Consider the following 14,270-nt stretch of genomic DNA (forward strand, 5'->3'; position numbering starts at 1 on the left):
ACCTCGGTTTGTTGCGGCCGGCGCGGCGGGCCGCCACCGAACCTTTTTCTAAACCTTAGCCATTTCATCGGTGAGGTGCATAGATCAGAATTTTAGTTGCGTACCTCAAAAATCGAAGGCAGGATTGCGATCAAAGAATAAGAGCCGGTTGGGAGGAATGTGATGAGACTGCTCGGGAAGCTGGTACTCGCCGCCGCCGCCTGTCTGCTTTGGGCCAATTCCGCGGCAGCCGACACCACGATCAAATGGCTGCACATCGAGGTCAACCCGGCCCAGGTGAAGATCTGGGAGGAGGTCGCACGCAGCTATGAGGCGTCGCACCCCGGCGTGAAGGTCGAGATGCAGTTCCTCGAGAACGAGGCTTACAAGGCCAAGCTGCCGACCATCCTGCAATCGAAGGACCGGCCGCACATCATCTATAGTTGGGCCGGCGGAGTGCTGAAGGCGCAAGTCGAGGCGGGCGTGCTGGAAGACATCACCGACTCTGTGAGGAGCGGCGGCTACAGCGACACGATCGCACCGGCGGCGCTCGCCGCCTTCACCCAGAACGGCCGCGTCTTTGGACTTCCGATCGCGCTATCGCAGGTCGGCTTCCTCTACAACAAGGATTTGATGGCCAAGGGTAACGTCGATGCAAGTAGGATCAAGACATGGGACGATCTGCTCGGCGCGGTGAAAACGCTGAAGGCCGCGGGTGTTACGCCGATTGTGGTTGGCGGTGCCGATAAATGGCCGCTGCATTTCTACTGGACGCATCTCGCAGTGCGCGTCGGCGGCAAGCCGGCCTTCGATGCAGCGCTGAAGGGTGAGAATGGTGGCTTCGCCGGGGAGACCTTCCAGAGATCCGGCGAGCTGTTCAAGCAGCTGGTCGATCTACAGCCGTTCCAGAATGGCTTCCTCGGCTTCAAGAACCCGCAGGCCGTCGGCTATTTCGGTGACGGAAAGGCCACGATGATCCTGGCCATCTCGTCCTTCTATCACACCCAGCGCGCACTCGCCGCCGACAAAGTCGGTCTCGGCGACGACAAGCTTGGCTGGTTCGATTTTCCGGTCGTACCCGGCGGCAAGGGTGAGCCGTCAGACACGCTCGGCGGCATCACCGGCTGGTTGATCACCAAGGGGGCGCCCAAGGAAGCCACCGACTTCTTGAAATTCTTTATCTCCAAGGACGTGCAGGCGCGGCTTGCCGCCGGCAACTTCATCGTTCCCGTCGTCAAGGGCGGCGAGGCCGGCCTCAACAGCGCCTTCATGAAGCAGATCGCGGCCAATCTGGCGAAGTCCAACTATCACCAGAACTTCTATGACCAGAGCCTCGGGCCTTCCGTCGGCCGCGTCGTCAATGATGTCACGGCGGAAATCGCCGGGGGCAGCATGAACCCGCAGGACGCTGCGAAAGCGATCGAGGCGGCGTGGAAGCAGGGCAATTGAGGTGGCGCGACGGATCGCGATCGCCTCGCCGGTCGGCGCTGCCGGTGAGGCGGCCCCCCAGGTCGCGGTGCGCGGCCCGAGCTGGGATGGACGCTTCACGGTCCTGATCCTGTTCCTGCCGCCCGCGCTGCTGCTGTTCACGCTGTTCGTGGTGCTGCCGATCGGCGAAGCCGCCTGGTACTCGGGTTTCAACTGGAACGGGTTCGGCAGGCCGACCAACTGGATCGGATTCGACAATTACCGTTTCGTGCTGGAGACGCGCGCCTTCTGGCTCGCGCTGCGCAACAACGGGCTGATCATCGCGGTCTCGCTCGCGATCCAGCTGCCGCTTGCGCTGACGCTGGCCCTGATCCTCGCCGAGCGCTTTCGGGGGGCCGTGGCGCTGCGCATGCTGTTCTTCATGCCCTACATCCTGGCCGAGATCGCGACCGGGCTGATCTTCTCGTTCGTCTATGACGGCGACTATGGCCTGGTCGCCTCGATCTGGCGCACCTTCGGCGCCGAGCCGCCGCATCTTCTGGCCTCCACCGACACGGCGATGCTGGCGGTGCTGATCGTGATCGTCTGGAAGTACTTCGGCTTCCACATGATGCTGTTCATCGCGGCGCTCCAGGGCCTCGACAAGAGCCTGGTCGAGGCGGCGAGAATCGACGGTGCAACGCGCTCGCAAGCCCTGCGTCACGTCGTGATCCCCTTGCTCTACCCGACGATCCGGCTCTCGGTGTTCTTCGCCATCGTCGGCTCGCTGCAGCTGTTCGACCTGGTCATGCCGCTGACGCGCGGTGGCCCTGCGGATTCCTCCAACACGATGGTGAGCTTCCTCTACAACAACGGCATCTCGCGCATGCGGGTCGGCTATGGCAGCGCCATCGGCGTGATCCTGTTCGTGATCTGCGTGACCTTTGCCTTCACCTACAAGCGATGGTTCATGCGCGATGAGTAGTGCCGAAACCGCCCGGGCGCCATTCGATCCCGCCGTGCCGCTCAAGACGGTGTTCCTCGCCGTCGTCGCCGTCTTCGTGCTGGTGCCGCTGCTCGCGACCCTGCTCGGCGGCTTCAAGTCGCTCGGCGAATTGCGCGTCAATCCGTTCGGCTGGCCCGCGCACTGGGAATGGCAGAACTATGCCGATATCCTGTTCTCAGCGCTACTGGCAGCTCCTGCGCAACTCGCTGATCATCTCGACGCTCACAGTGACGTTGACCCTGATCGTCGCATCGATGGCGGCTTTCGCCTTCGCCCATGTCAAGTTCTACGGCAGCTCAATGCTGCTGAGCTACCTCACTCTCGGTCTGCTGTTTCCTGCGGCGACCGCCGTGCTGCCCTTGTTCATCAAGGTGCGCGATCTCGGACTGCTCGATACCTATTTCGGCGTCGCCCTGCCGCAGGTGGCCTTCGGCCTCGCCATGAGCGTGCTGCTCCTGCGACGCTTCTTCAAGGACATTCCCCACGAGCTGCTCGAAGCGGCGCTGGTCGATGGCTGCAGCTATGTCAAATTCTTCCGCTACGTGACACTGCCGCTGTCTCGGCCGATCCTGGCGACCGTCGGCACCATCACCTTCGTCAACAGCTGGAACGCCTATCTGCTGCCGCTCGTGATGCTCAACACCGATGCGCTCTATCCCTGGCCGCTCGGCATCATGGTGTATCAGGGGGAGTATTCGTCCGAATGGCACCTGATCCTGGCCTTCATCACGCTGACCATCCTGCCGACGATCATTCTCTTCCTTATCGCGCAAAAGCACATCGTCGCCGGCCTCACCGCAGGCGCGGTCAAGGGATGAGCGGTACCTCACGGAGATCATAATGAGAAAAGTCGGCATCGGAATCATCGGCTGCGGCAATATCAGCACGGCCTATCTGAAGGCTGCCCAGCGTTTCCCCGTCATGGAGATCAAGGCGCTTGCCGACATGCGCAGCGACGCAGCCGAGCGTCAGGGCGCGGCCTTTGGGCTGCCGGCGATGCGGGTCGATCAACTGCTCAAACGTGACGACGTCGAAATCGTCATCAATCTCACCGTGCCGCTCGCCCACACCGACGTCAGTCTGGCGGTGCTGAATGCCGGCAAGCACGTGCACTCCGAGAAGCCGCTCGGCATCAACGTCGCGGAGGCCCGCAAGGTGATGGATCTCGCAGCGCAGAAGAGCCTTCGCGTCGGCTGCGCGCCCGACACGTTCCTCGGCGGCGGACACCAGACCGCGCGCAAGCTGATCGACGACGGCGCGATCGGCACGCCCGTGGCGGGCAGTGCTTTCTTCGGTTGCCCGGGCCATGAGCGCTGGCATCCGGCGCCGGGGTTCTACTACCTGCGCGGTGGCGGCCCGATGCTCGACATGGGCTCGTACTACATCACCGACCTCGTGCAGCTGCTCGGTCCGGTCGCAGCCGTGATGGGCTCGACCGCGCGCCCGAAATCCGAGCGTCTGGTCACCAGCCAGCCGATGAACGGCAGCTTGATCCCGGTCGAGGTTTCGACCCATGTCGCAGGCACGCTCGAATTCGAGAGTGGGGCAGTCGTCTCGATCGCGATGAGCTTCGACGTGCCGAAGCACCGGCATGCGCCGATCGAGATCTATGGCGACAGCGGCAGCATGCTGGTGCCGGACCCGAACCGCTTCGGCGGCGAGGTGCAGGTCGCCAAGACCGGCGGCGAATGGGAGGCGGTGCCGTTGACACACGGTCATGTCGAGGGCGAGTTCCGTTCCATCGGTGTCGCCGATATGGCCTCCGCGATCCTCGACAACCGGCCGCATCGCGCCAGCGGCGCGCTCGCCTTCCACGTGCTGGAGGTGGTGGAGGCGTTCCAGACTTCCGCCGACGAGGGACGCCGCGTCAAGATCGAGAGCCGCGTCGAGCGGCCGGCGATGCTGCCGGCCGGACGTGAAACCGGACAGATCGACTGAGGACGGAAACATGCGCAAGGCAATGATTGTTTGGGGCGGTTGGCCGGGACACGATCCGGATCTGTGTGCCTCGATGATCCGCGGCTGGCTCAGAGCGGAAGGTTTTGAGGTCCGGATCGAAACGACGACGGAAGCGTTCGGCGATCCGGCGATCCATGATCTCTCGTTGATCATCCCGATCTACACCATGTCGAAGATCGAGAAGGCGGACGCACTGAATCTCTGCGCTGCGGTGCGCGGAGGTGTCGGCCTCGCCGGCCATCATGGCGGCATGTGCGATGCATTCCGCGAGTCCGTCGACTACCAGTTCCTGTGCGGTGGGCAGTGGGTTGCTCATCCCGGCAACATCATCGACTACAAAGTCGACTTGACGAAGCCGGACGACCCAATCATGAAGGGCTTGAAAAGTTTCGAGCATCGTTCCGAGCAGTACTACATGCATGTTGACCCCGCCAACGAGGTGCTGGCGACGACGACTTTTACCGGCGAGCACGCATCCTGGATCGAGGGCGTGGTGATGCCCGTGGTCTGGAAGAAGCGCTACGGCGCGGGCAGGGTGTTCTATTCCTCGCTCGGCCACCGCGCCTACGAGCTCGACGTGCCGGAGATCCGAACGTTGATGACCCGCGGCATGCTGTGGGCGGCGCGCGAATGAGCGCTGGCGCGACGCAGCCGCCGGTTCGCGCTACCCTGGAAGACGTCGCGCGTGCGGCGGGCGTTTCGCTCGCGACCGTCGACCGCGTCGTCAACCGGCGCGACGGCGTGCGCGCCAAGACCGTCGCGCGTGTCGAAGCCGCCGTCGCCAAGCTCGGCTACCGCGCCGACGTGGCGGCGGCGCGGCTCGCACGCGGGCAGAGTTTTCGCTTCGCCTTCGTGCTGCCGTCCGGCAGCAACAGCTTTATGACCAACCTGGCCGAGCAGGTCCAGCGCACCGCAGACTGGCTTGCCGGCCAGCGCGGCTTCATCGATATCCACCATGTCGATGTGTTCGATCCCGATGTGTTGGCCGGCACGCTGGAAGACTTGTCGCCGGCCTATCAGGGCGTCGCCGTCATCGCGCTCGACCATCCCAGAGTGCGCGCCGCGATCGACGAACTCACCGCGCGCGGGGTCGCCGTGGTGACCCTCGTATCGGACGCGCCGAGCTCGCGCCGCCTGCATTATGTCGGCATCGACAACCCGGCCGCGGGACGAACGGCCGCAACGCTGCTGGGACGCTTCCTCGCCGGCCGCGAGGGGGCCGTCGCCGTGATCGCCGGGTCGTTGTCGCTGCGCGATCATACCGAGCGGCAGTTCGGCTTCCACCAGATCCTGTCCAGCGAGTATCCGAACCTGCGCGCGCTACCGGTCATCGAGGGCCGCGACGACAGCGCACGCACGCGGGAGCTTACCGCCACGCTGCTCGCGCGCCATGCCGATCTCCGCGGCATATATTGCTGCGGCGCCGGAAATCGCGGCATCGCCGATGCGCTCGAAGCCTCTGGCCGCGCGCGCGAGGTGGTCTGGATCACCCACGAGCTCACCCACTATACACGGCGTTTCCTGGTGCGCGGCACGCTCGATGCCATCATCAACCAGGATCCTGGCCACGAGGCGCGGTCTGCGGCGCGGGTCCTGCTCGCGCATTGTTCGGGGGAGCCGATCAGCCCCGATCAGGAGCGTATCCGCATCGATATTTTTCTGCGGGACAATCTGCCGTAACATTCGCCGCGGTCGCAAGGCTAGCTCAGCGCCTTGTAGGTCATGTAGAGCGCCATCAGCGAAACGAGAGCGATCATGGCCTGGCGCAGCACTGATCGGCTGACGCCGTTGGCCATGCGTGCGCCGAGGTCGGTGCCGACCCAGAGGCCGGCGAGAATGCCTGTGATGGCGGGCCAGCCGACCATGAGCCCATTGCTCCAGTAGATCCAGGCCGCCGGAAGGTTGGTTGGGATCACCGAGAAAACGAGGCTGACGAGCTGCGCCTGATGTTGTGGCACGCGAAATCCGGCGGCGAGACCGACGGTGATCGCGAGGCCGCCGCCGATGCCCATGAAGCCGGAGGAGAAGCCCGCAACCGCGCCGATCAGGAGCAGGGGCAGCCAGTGAAGTTCACCGCGCTCGCCGGCGTCGTGGCTGCCGTCCTTGCGTTCGCGGCGCAGGATCAACAGGGCGATCAGCGCGACGAGATAGACGACGTAAGTCCATTGCAGGACGGAGTCGGAAACCAATGTTGCAGCATGACCGCCGCCGGCGCCACCGATCAGAAATCCGAAGCCGATCCAGATGATCCACGGCAAGGGGCTGCGATTGCCGCCTTGCCAGTAGCGGCGTATGCCGGCAAGACCCGTCGGCGGAATTTGAGTAATCAGCGAGGTGCCCTGGGCAACGTGTTGCTCGGCCCCGAGCAGCAGCACGGAGAAGATCACGAGGCCGCCGCCCGGGCTGGTCCCCGTGAAGCCCGCTGCCAGGCCTGCGGCCAGACCGACACCGCCACCGGCGAGAAGGTCGTGAAGCCAGGACATCGCTTACGTCCGGGTCCGTCGCTTGGTCTCGGACCTGGTCGTGCGCAAGCCGTCGATCATGCCGGCCACGGCCGCCATGCAGGCGTCGACGTCAAATTCGTCGCCCCAGCATTTTTGCAGCACAAACCCCTGGAAGATCGCGATCAGCGTGCGCGCGATCGCGTCCGCACCGAGGTCGCGGCGGATGAGGCCATCATGCTGGCCGCGTTCGACCAGCGCCACGATCAGAGCGCGCGGCATGTCGATGCCTTCGACGACGCCGGTGCGGACGCGGCGGTTGCGCAGGGCTTCGGCCCAGCCGTGGATGCCGACACGGCGGCGGGCTTCGCCGGCGGGATCGGTCAGCCATTGCGCGTAGACGCGGATCAGTGCGTGAAGTCCTTCGATCGGGTCGCCCGATCCTTGCGCGACCGAATTGAGCACGGCTTCGCGGCGGTGCCGGTCGTCGGCGAGCGCCTCGATCAGGTCGTCCTTGCTCTGGAAGTAGAGATAGACCGCGCCATGGCTCAGTCCGGACCGCTTCACGATGTCGGCCATCCCGGTCTGGTGAAAACCGTCTTCGGAGAAGCAGGCGAGGGCCGCTTCGAGAATCTGCTGCCGCCGGCTTTCGCGTTGCTTGTCGCTGATCTTGGGCATCCGGCGGCCTCAAATAACTGACAGATTGATCGTTTTCGGCTGGACGCCGATTTGGCCGAAAGAGGCTGGTTTCAATAAAAAGCGATCAGTCAGTCATTTTTATAATCGAATACGGATCCGGTCAAGTCCGGACCGGCCGAAGAGAAACAGAAGGATTTGCTGCAAGCGCGCCGGCGCAAGCGACGCGGCAGCCTCGGACCGCGCGGCTAGAACAGCCGTCCGCCGTTCGGCACCGGCTGGCTCGGCTGCATCAGCACGACCTTGCCGTCGGCATCGGGGAAGCCGAGCGTCAGCACCTCCGAGATGACAGGTCCGATCTGGCGCGGCGGGAAATTGACCACGGCCGCGACCTGTTGGCCTACCAGCGTCTCGAGCGGATGGTTTTCGGTGATCTGGGCCGAGCTCTTGCGCACGCCGATGGCGGGTCCGAAGTCGATCCAGAGCCGAAACGCCGGCTTGCGCGCCTCGGGAAACGGCTTGGCGTCGACGATGGTGCCGACGCGGATATCGACGGCCAGGAAGCTGTTGAAGTCGATGGTCGGCGTGGCGGCGGCCGCGGGATCGTGAGTGACGTGCATGGGATATCCGTTCGGCGAGATGGCGTCGTTGGCAATATTGTCGCGCGAAGCGGAGTTTCGTACAACGCCGCGTCCACCACGATACGTCATGCGCGAGGAACGCCTTGCCCAACATCATCTACGGCATCAAGAACTGCGACACCATGAAGAAGGCGCGCGCCTGGCTCGATGCCCATGACGTGCCTTACGCGTTTCACGACTACAAGGCGGCGGGCGTGGAGCAGGACAAGCTCAAGCAGTGGAGCGCCAAGGTCGGCTGGGAGACGCTGCTCAATCGCGCCGGGACGACGTTCAAGAAGCTCCCCGAGTCCGACAAGGACGGCCTCTCCGAGAAGAAGGCGCTGGCCTTGATGCTAGCGCAACCATCGATGATCAAGCGGCCGGTGCTGGAAATCGGCGGCAAGCTGCTGGTCGGCTTCAAGCCGGAGATCTATGCCAAGGAAGTCGGCGCCAAATCGCGCTGACGCCAAATCGCGCTGAGAGCATCATCGCGCCTTGGCTTGTCGTTTGAGCATGGTCTCCGCGCAAACGCGTTCCGCGTTCTAGTTCAGCTCGATGATCTCGTTGGCGACGCCCGGAGCCGGCTGGTCCGCGAACTCGACCAATTCGGCCGTCGCGATGCGGCCGGGCGCCCGATGGAAGAGTTCGCGGTCGATCAGGGCGCGCAGTTTCGGACGCGGCAGCGCGTCATTTCCGCGCATCAGATTCTTGATCTCGAAGCCGCCGTCCTCGCAGAAGGTCTTGACCGATGCGATGACGTGACAGACCTTGCCGTCGGTCTGGAATGGCAGCAGCAGCCGTTCATAAGCGACGATGTGCCCGTAGATGTCGTCGACGTCGGCAACGCTGTAGACCGGCAGCCCGCGCGCCACGCATTCGTGATAGATCGGCATCACGAAGGGCGCGAGCCGCGGCCCGAGATACTCCTCGAGCAGAACGCCCTTGCCGGTATGTCCATAGGCGCGCGAGATGCGCGTGTTTGCGCTCTGGATGGTCAGGCGCGGGGCCGGCGTGGAAGTATCCACCGTATAATAGATGAGATCGGACAGCTCTTCCTCGAGCCGCGCAGGCTGATATTCCCAGACCGCCGGCGCGATCTGCTGGCGCGCATAAAGTCGCAGCCACGTGTTCAGGAGATCACGCTGTCTGATCGACTTGACGACGGAAGGAGCGGCGCTGGCGAAATCCAAGACAATATTCCAGACCATCAAAAACCCGCGCACGATGCCATGTGCGGGAAAATTTTTGATGAAGGCTGGCGCACGGAACGAAAGACCGTTAACGACGGCTTGACGACCGGTGTCTTGCGAACCGGGAGGCCGGGCAGGCGCGACATCACACACCTCCGACTAAGGGAGCATTTGTATCCCAGCCGGAGACCTGATCTGCTCAGCTTTCCGCCTTGCCTAACCCCCGTCACCTCCGGCATATTCCGCGCCCGGAGGCGGCGTTCCGGAGAGGCTTCAAGGATAGGCTCCAAGGCCTCCGGAAAGCCGAAGCAACAAGGATAGCCACGCGCGACGCGGGCAGGGGGAAATCTGTTTGGCCGATGAGTTCATTCTCGAAACGGAAGGCTTGACCAAGGAGTTCGCGGGCTTCTTCGCCGTCCGCGACGTTGCGCTCAAGGTTCGCCGTGGGAGCATTCACGCGTTGATCGGCCCGAACGGGGCCGGCAAGACGACCTGCTTCAATCTTCTGACCAAGTTCCTCAAACCGTCTGCCGGAAAAATCCTGTACAAGGGGCAGGACATCACCGCGATGGCGCCGGCCGACGTGGCCCGCCTGGGGCTTGTCCGTTCGTTCCAGATTTCGGCGGTGTTTCCGCATCTCACCGCGCAGGAGAACGTCCGTGTCGCGCTTCAGCGCCAGCACGGCTCTTCGTTCGATTTCTGGCGCTCCAAGTCGGTCCTCAACCGTTTCAACGATCGCGCCCGCGAGCTCCTCAACGATGTCGGTCTCAGCGAGTTTGCCAACACGCCCGCGGTCGAGATGCCCTATGGACGCAAGCGCGCACTCGAAATTGCAACCACGCTTGCGCTCGACCCGGAGATGATGCTGCTGGACGAGCCGATGGCCGGCATGGGTCACGAGGACATCGACAAGATCGCGGCGCTGATCAAGCGCATCTCCGCGAAATATACCATCCTGATGGTCGAGCATAACTTGAGCGTCGTGGCCAACCTCTCCGACATCATCACCGTGCTGACGCGCGGGCAGGTGCTCGCGCAAGGTCATTACAGCGAGCTCACCAAGGACGAGCGCGTCAAGGAAGCTTACTTGGGAGCCGGGCATGCCTGACACTGCGATTGCCGAGGCTCCGGCCAAGGTTGCGACCGGCGGAAACCTCCTTCAAGTCCGCAACCTCGAAGCCTGGTACGGCGAGTCCCACATCCTGCACGGGATCAACTTCGACGTGAACGCGGGCGAGGTCGTCACCCTGCTCGGGCGTAACGGCGCCGGCAAGACGACCACGCTGAAGTCGATCATGGGCATCATCGGCAAGCGTACCGGCTCGGTGAAGTTCAACAACGAGGAGATCATTCGCGCGACCTCCGACAAGATCGCGCGCATGGGCATCGCATTCTGCCCGGAGGAGCGGGGCATATTCGCCAGTCTCGACGTGCGCGAGAACTTGATGCTGCCGCCGGTGGTCCGCGAAGGCGGATTGCCGCTCGATCAGATCTTCGAGCTGTTCCCGAATCTGAAGGAGCGGCTCAACAGCCAGGGCACCAAGCTGTCCGGAGGCGAGCAGCAGATGCTCGCGATTGCGCGCATCCTGCGCACCGGCGCGAGCTTCCTGATGCTGGACGAGCCGACCGAGGGTCTCGCGCCCGTCATCATCCAGCAGATCGGCCACACCATTGCGCGGCTCAAGAAGGAGGGCTTCACGATTCTCCTGGTCGAGCAGAATTTCCGCTTCGCGTCCACCGTCGCCGACCGCTACTACGTGGTCGAGCACGGCAAGATCATTGACGGATTTTCCAATGCCGAGCTTGCCGCCAACATGGACAAGCTCCACACCTATCTCGGCGTGTAGCGGTGCTAGGCCGGACCATCGAGAGTAACTGTCAAAGCAATACTGGGGAGCGGATTATGAAGCACGGCATTTCGGCGATGTTGCTCGGCACAGCCCTGGCCTTCGGTGCGGCAGGCGCCGCGGTCGCGCAGGACAAGAACATCAAGATCGGCGTACTGACCGACAATTCGGGACTCTATGCCGACCTCGGCGGCCCTGGCTCGACCGTCGCCGCGCAGATGGCGATCGAGGATTCCGGGCTCGCGGCCAAGGGTTGGAAGCTCGACCTGATCTCTGCGGACCATCAGAACAAGCCCGACATCGGCTCCACGATTGCCCGGCAATGGATCGACGTCGAGAAGGTCGACATCTTCATGGATGTCCTGAACTCCGGCGTTGCGCTGGCGGTCAACAACATCGTCAAGGAGAAGAATTCCATCCTGATCGACACCGGTGCAGCGACGTCGGATCTCACCAACGCGCAATGCTCGCCGAACACGGTCCACTGGGTCTACGACACCTACATGCTGGCCAACAGCACGGGGCAGGCGCTGGTGAAGGCGGGCGGCGACACCTGGTACTTCTTGACCGCGGACTACGCCTTCGGCCATGCCCTCGAGCGCGACACTGCCGCGGTCGTGGTGAAATCGGGCGGCAAGGTGATCGGCAATGTCAAGCATCCCCTGAACACCGCCGACTTCTCGTCGTTCCTGCTTCAGGCGCAGGCCTCCAAGGCCAAGATCATCGGCATGGCGAATGCCGGCGGCGACACCACCAACACGATCAAGCAGGCGGCGGAGTTCGGCGTCGTCTCGGGCGGCCAGAAGCTTGCGGGCCTGCTTCTCTTCATCACCGACGTGCACGCGCTCGGGCTGAAGGTGGCGCAGGGCCTGAACTTCACCGAGACCTTCTATTGGGACCTGAACGACGGTACGCGCGCGTTCTCCAAGCGCTTCTCCGAGCGCATGAAGAACAAGGCGATGCCTTCGATGGTGCAGGCCGGCGTCTATTCGGGCCTGCTGCACTATTTCAAGGCGCTGGAGGCCATGGGCGGCAATCCGCATGACGGCGCCAAGGTCGTCGCCAAGATGAAGGAAATGCCGACGGACGACGCGCTGTTCGGCAAGGGCACGATCCGCGCTGACGGCCGCAAGCTGCATCCGGCCTATCTCTTCGAGGTGAAGAAGCCCGAGGAATCCAAGGGGCCGTGGGACTATTACAAGCTGATCGGCACGACCCCCGGCGAGCAGGCCTTCCGGCCGCTGTCGGAAAGCGCCTGTCCCCTGGTGAAGAAGTGAGTTGGCCGCGCCCGCGGGCGCGGCAGAATGAAATGGCATAACGAGACCGGGTACGAGATTGATCGATGCAGGCTCTATACGCTCAGCTACTGGTGGGACTGATCAACGGCTCGTTCTACGCGCTGCTCAGTCTCGGGCTTGCCGTGATCTTCGGCATGCTCAACATCATCAATTTCGCCCATGGCGCGCTCTACATGATGGGCGCCTTCGTCGCCTATTTCCTGCTGAATATCGGCGGCATCAACTATTGGTGGGCGTTGCTGCTTGCGCCCATCATCGTCGGCATCTTCGGCATGATCCTCGAGCGGACCATGCTGCAATGGCTGACCGGGCTCGATCATCTCTACGGACTGCTGCTGACCTTCGGCATCGCGCTGATCGTGCAGGGCGTGTTCCAGAACTATTTCGGCTCGTCCGGCCTGCCTTACGCCATTCCGGACCAGCTCAGGGGCGGCATGAATCTCGGCTTCATGTTCTTGCCCGTCTATCGCGGCTGGGTGGTGGTGTTCTCGCTGATCGTGTGCCTTGCGACCTGGTTCCTGATCGAGAAGACCCAGCTCGGCGCATACCTGCGCGCCGCCACTGAAAATCCAACGCTGGTGCGCGCCTTCGGCATCAACGTGCCGCGCATGATCACGCTCACTTACGGTCTCGGCGTCGGCCTCGCCGCGCTCGCCGGCGTGCTCTCGGCGCCGATCAACCAGGTGCGGCCGCTGATGGGCGCCGACCTCATCATCGTCGTGTTCGCGGTGGTCGTGATCGGCGGCATGGGATCGATCATGGGCTCCATCATCACCGGCTTCGCGCTCGGGGTGATCGAGGGTCTGACCAAATATTTCTACCCCGAGGCCTCCAACACCGTCGTGTTCGTGCTGATGGTGCTGGTGCTCCTGGTGAAGCCAACGGGATTGACGGGAAGGGCGGCCTGATATGACAACCCTGACGGACAACACGCTGCCGGTGACCCCTCGCGCGATGCGCGACGAGATGATCGTTTTCGTGGTGATGGCGCTGCTGCTCGCGGCGGTGCCGTTCACGGGCGTCTACCCGTTCTTCGTCATGCAGGCGCTGTGCTTTGCGCTGCTCGCCTGTGCCTTCAACCTGCTGGTCGGCTATGGCGGCCTGTTGTCGTTCGGCCACGCGATGTTCCTGGGCACCGCCGGCTATTGCAGCGCTCATGCGTTGAAGGTCTGGGCCTTGCCGCCCGAGCTCGGCATCCTCGTCGGCATCGCCGCGGCTTTCGTGCTCTCGATCGTCACGGGCTACATCTCGATCCGCCGCCAGGGCATCTACTTCTCGATGATCACGCTGGCGCTGTCGCAGCTCTTGTACTTCATCTACCTCCAGGCCCCGTTTACCCATGGTGAGGACGGCATCCAGGGCATCCCGCAGGGACACTTGTTCGGCATCTTCGATCTGTCCAAGCCGACGGTGCTCTATTACGTCGTGCTGGTCGGATTCCTCGCCGGCTTCCTCCTGATCTTCCGCATCATCAACTCGCCGTTCGGCGAGGTGCTGAAGGCCATCCGCGAGAACGAGCCGCGCGCGATCTCGCTCGGCTACCGGACCGACCAGTACAAGTTCCTGGCCTTCGTGCTTTCAGGCACGCTGGCCGGTTTCGCCGGTGCGCTGAAAGTGTTCGTGGCGCAGAACGCCTCGCTCACCGACGTCCATTGGTCGATGTCCGGTGAGGTCGTGCTGATGACGCTGGTCGGCGGCCTCGGCACCATCTTCGGCCCCGTGGTCGGCGCCTTCGTGATCATCGCCATGCAGCAATACCTGGCGGGTTTCGGCCAGTGGGTGACGGTGATCCAGGGCTCGATCTTCGTGATCTGCGTGCTGACCTTCCGCCGCGGCGTCATCGGTGAAATCGCGCATTACTTCCGGAGATCGCTCTAAATAATTGAT

15 protein-coding genes and 1 pseudogene are annotated in these 14,270 nt (G+C 63.3%); 12 read left to right on the top strand and 4 right to left on the bottom strand.

Annotated elements, in window-relative coordinates:
- Window positions 1-162: 162 nt before the first annotated feature.
- From E4K64_RS15565 to E4K64_RS15590, 6 genes and pseudogenes are all read left to right on the top strand, one after another.
- Complete coding sequence (locus E4K64_RS15565; RefSeq protein WP_135164312.1) at window positions 163-1,428, top strand: extracellular solute-binding protein; 1,266 nt, start codon at window positions 163-165, stop codon at window positions 1,426-1,428.
- A 1-nt stretch (window position 1,429) separates the two neighbouring features.
- Entirely contained in the window at window positions 1,430-2,371 is a 942-nt protein-coding gene (locus E4K64_RS15570) for a carbohydrate ABC transporter permease (RefSeq protein ID WP_135164313.1), read from the top strand.
- A pseudogene (locus E4K64_RS15575) lies at window positions 2,364-3,210 on the top strand (carbohydrate ABC transporter permease). The gene E4K64_RS15570 and the pseudogene E4K64_RS15575 overlap by 8 nt, the downstream one beginning before the upstream one ends.
- A gap of 22 nt (window positions 3,211-3,232) precedes the next feature.
- Window positions 3,233-4,330 carry a Gfo/Idh/MocA family protein gene (locus E4K64_RS15580; RefSeq protein ID WP_135164314.1) on the top strand — a complete coding sequence of 366 codons (1,098 nt, stop codon included), beginning with the start codon at window positions 3,233-3,235 and terminating at the stop codon, window positions 4,328-4,330.
- Window positions 4,331-4,340: 10 nt separating this feature from the next.
- Window positions 4,341-4,985 (top strand): ThuA domain-containing protein, encoded by a 645-nt coding sequence (locus E4K64_RS15585; protein ID WP_126258235.1) that lies wholly within the window; start codon window positions 4,341-4,343, stop codon window positions 4,983-4,985.
- Complete coding sequence (locus tag E4K64_RS15590; RefSeq protein ID WP_135164490.1) at window positions 4,982-6,031, top strand: LacI family DNA-binding transcriptional regulator; 1,050 nt, start codon at window positions 4,982-4,984, stop codon at window positions 6,029-6,031. The genes E4K64_RS15585 and E4K64_RS15590 overlap by 4 nt, the downstream gene beginning before the upstream one ends.
- Window positions 6,032-6,051: 20 nt before the next feature.
- Here E4K64_RS15590 and E4K64_RS15595 read toward each other — a convergent pair whose 3' ends face one another.
- From E4K64_RS15595 to E4K64_RS15605, 3 genes are all read right to left on the bottom strand, one after another.
- Window positions 6,052-6,834, bottom strand: coding sequence for a sulfite exporter TauE/SafE family protein (locus E4K64_RS15595; RefSeq protein WP_135164315.1), 783 nt, complete (start codon window positions 6,832-6,834; stop codon window positions 6,052-6,054).
- 3 nt (window positions 6,835-6,837) lie between these two features.
- A complete protein-coding gene (locus E4K64_RS15600; RefSeq protein WP_135164316.1) occupies window positions 6,838-7,470 on the bottom strand; it encodes a TetR/AcrR family transcriptional regulator in 633 nt (210 codons plus the stop codon).
- A 206-nt stretch (window positions 7,471-7,676) separates the two neighbouring features.
- Window positions 7,677-8,048 carry a tRNA-binding protein gene (locus E4K64_RS15605; protein ID WP_135164317.1) on the bottom strand — a complete coding sequence of 124 codons (372 nt, stop codon included), beginning with the start codon at window positions 8,046-8,048 and terminating at the stop codon, window positions 7,677-7,679.
- A gap of 104 nt (window positions 8,049-8,152) precedes the next feature.
- Between E4K64_RS15605 and E4K64_RS15610 the strand changes: the two genes are divergently transcribed.
- Window positions 8,153-8,512, top strand: a complete 360-nt coding sequence (locus E4K64_RS15610; protein ID WP_135164318.1) for an ArsC family reductase — start codon at window positions 8,153-8,155, stop codon at window positions 8,510-8,512.
- A gap of 78 nt (window positions 8,513-8,590) precedes the next feature.
- On the opposite strand, the gene E4K64_RS15615 is transcribed toward E4K64_RS15610, so the two are convergent.
- The gene (locus E4K64_RS15615; protein WP_135164319.1) at window positions 8,591-9,256 is read right to left on the bottom strand and encodes a PAS domain-containing protein; all 666 of its coding nucleotides are present in this window, start codon (window positions 9,254-9,256) and stop codon (window positions 8,591-8,593) included.
- Window positions 9,257-9,590: 334 nt separating this feature from the next.
- Between E4K64_RS15615 and E4K64_RS15620 the strand changes: the two genes are divergently transcribed.
- From E4K64_RS15620 to E4K64_RS15640, 5 genes are all read left to right on the top strand, one after another.
- Window positions 9,591-10,346 carry an ABC transporter ATP-binding protein gene (locus tag E4K64_RS15620; RefSeq protein ID WP_028136885.1) on the top strand — a complete coding sequence of 252 codons (756 nt, stop codon included), beginning with the start codon at window positions 9,591-9,593 and terminating at the stop codon, window positions 10,344-10,346.
- Window positions 10,339-11,085: an ABC transporter ATP-binding protein gene (locus E4K64_RS15625; protein ID WP_126258240.1), complete on the top strand. Its 747-nt coding sequence runs from the start codon at window positions 10,339-10,341 to the stop codon at window positions 11,083-11,085. Before E4K64_RS15620 ends, E4K64_RS15625 begins: the two co-directional genes overlap by 8 nt.
- Before the next feature lie 56 nt (window positions 11,086-11,141).
- Window positions 11,142-12,362, top strand: coding sequence for an ABC transporter substrate-binding protein (locus E4K64_RS15630; RefSeq protein ID WP_135164320.1), 1,221 nt, complete (start codon window positions 11,142-11,144; stop codon window positions 12,360-12,362).
- A gap of 65 nt (window positions 12,363-12,427) precedes the next feature.
- The gene (locus E4K64_RS15635; RefSeq protein WP_135164321.1) at window positions 12,428-13,291 is read left to right on the top strand and encodes a branched-chain amino acid ABC transporter permease; all 864 of its coding nucleotides are present in this window, start codon (window positions 12,428-12,430) and stop codon (window positions 13,289-13,291) included.
- Window position 13,292: 1 nt separating this feature from the next.
- On the top strand, window positions 13,293-14,261 hold the full coding sequence (locus E4K64_RS15640; protein WP_135164322.1) for a branched-chain amino acid ABC transporter permease: 969 nt from the start codon (window positions 13,293-13,295) through the stop codon (window positions 14,259-14,261).
- Window positions 14,262-14,270 lie beyond the last annotated feature (9 nt).

It is taken from the genome of Bradyrhizobium frederickii (assembly GCF_004570865.1).
In the GTDB taxonomy this organism is placed as follows: domain Bacteria; phylum Pseudomonadota; class Alphaproteobacteria; order Rhizobiales; family Xanthobacteraceae; genus Bradyrhizobium; species Bradyrhizobium frederickii.

Bases quoted from the DNA above. Each gene is read 5' to 3' on its own strand.
- E4K64_RS15640 (WP_135164322.1), top strand. From the start codon at position 13,293: ATGACAACCCTGACGGACAACACGCTGCCGGTGACCCCTCGCGCGATG.
- E4K64_RS15605 (WP_135164317.1), bottom strand. From the start codon at position 8,048: ATGCACGTCACTCACGATCCCGCGGCCGCCGCCACGCCGACCATCGAC.
- E4K64_RS15565 (WP_135164312.1), top strand. From the start codon at position 163: ATGAGACTGCTCGGGAAGCTGGTACTCGCCGCCGCCGCCTGTCTGCTT.
- E4K64_RS15615 (WP_135164319.1), bottom strand. From the start codon at position 9,256: ATGGTCTGGAATATTGTCTTGGATTTCGCCAGCGCCGCTCCTTCCGTC.
- E4K64_RS15595 (WP_135164315.1), bottom strand. From the start codon at position 6,834: ATGTCCTGGCTTCACGACCTTCTCGCCGGTGGCGGTGTCGGTCTGGCC.
- E4K64_RS15585 (WP_126258235.1), top strand. From the start codon at position 4,341: ATGCGCAAGGCAATGATTGTTTGGGGCGGTTGGCCGGGACACGATCCG.
- E4K64_RS15625 (WP_126258240.1), top strand. From the start codon at position 10,339: ATGCCTGACACTGCGATTGCCGAGGCTCCGGCCAAGGTTGCGACCGGC.
- E4K64_RS15600 (WP_135164316.1), bottom strand. From the start codon at position 7,470: ATGCCCAAGATCAGCGACAAGCAACGCGAAAGCCGGCGGCAGCAGATT.
- E4K64_RS15635 (WP_135164321.1), top strand. From the start codon at position 12,428: ATGCAGGCTCTATACGCTCAGCTACTGGTGGGACTGATCAACGGCTCG.
- E4K64_RS15630 (WP_135164320.1), top strand. From the start codon at position 11,142: ATGAAGCACGGCATTTCGGCGATGTTGCTCGGCACAGCCCTGGCCTTC.
- E4K64_RS15580 (WP_135164314.1), top strand. From the start codon at position 3,233: ATGAGAAAAGTCGGCATCGGAATCATCGGCTGCGGCAATATCAGCACG.
- E4K64_RS15590 (WP_135164490.1), top strand. From the start codon at position 4,982: ATGAGCGCTGGCGCGACGCAGCCGCCGGTTCGCGCTACCCTGGAAGAC.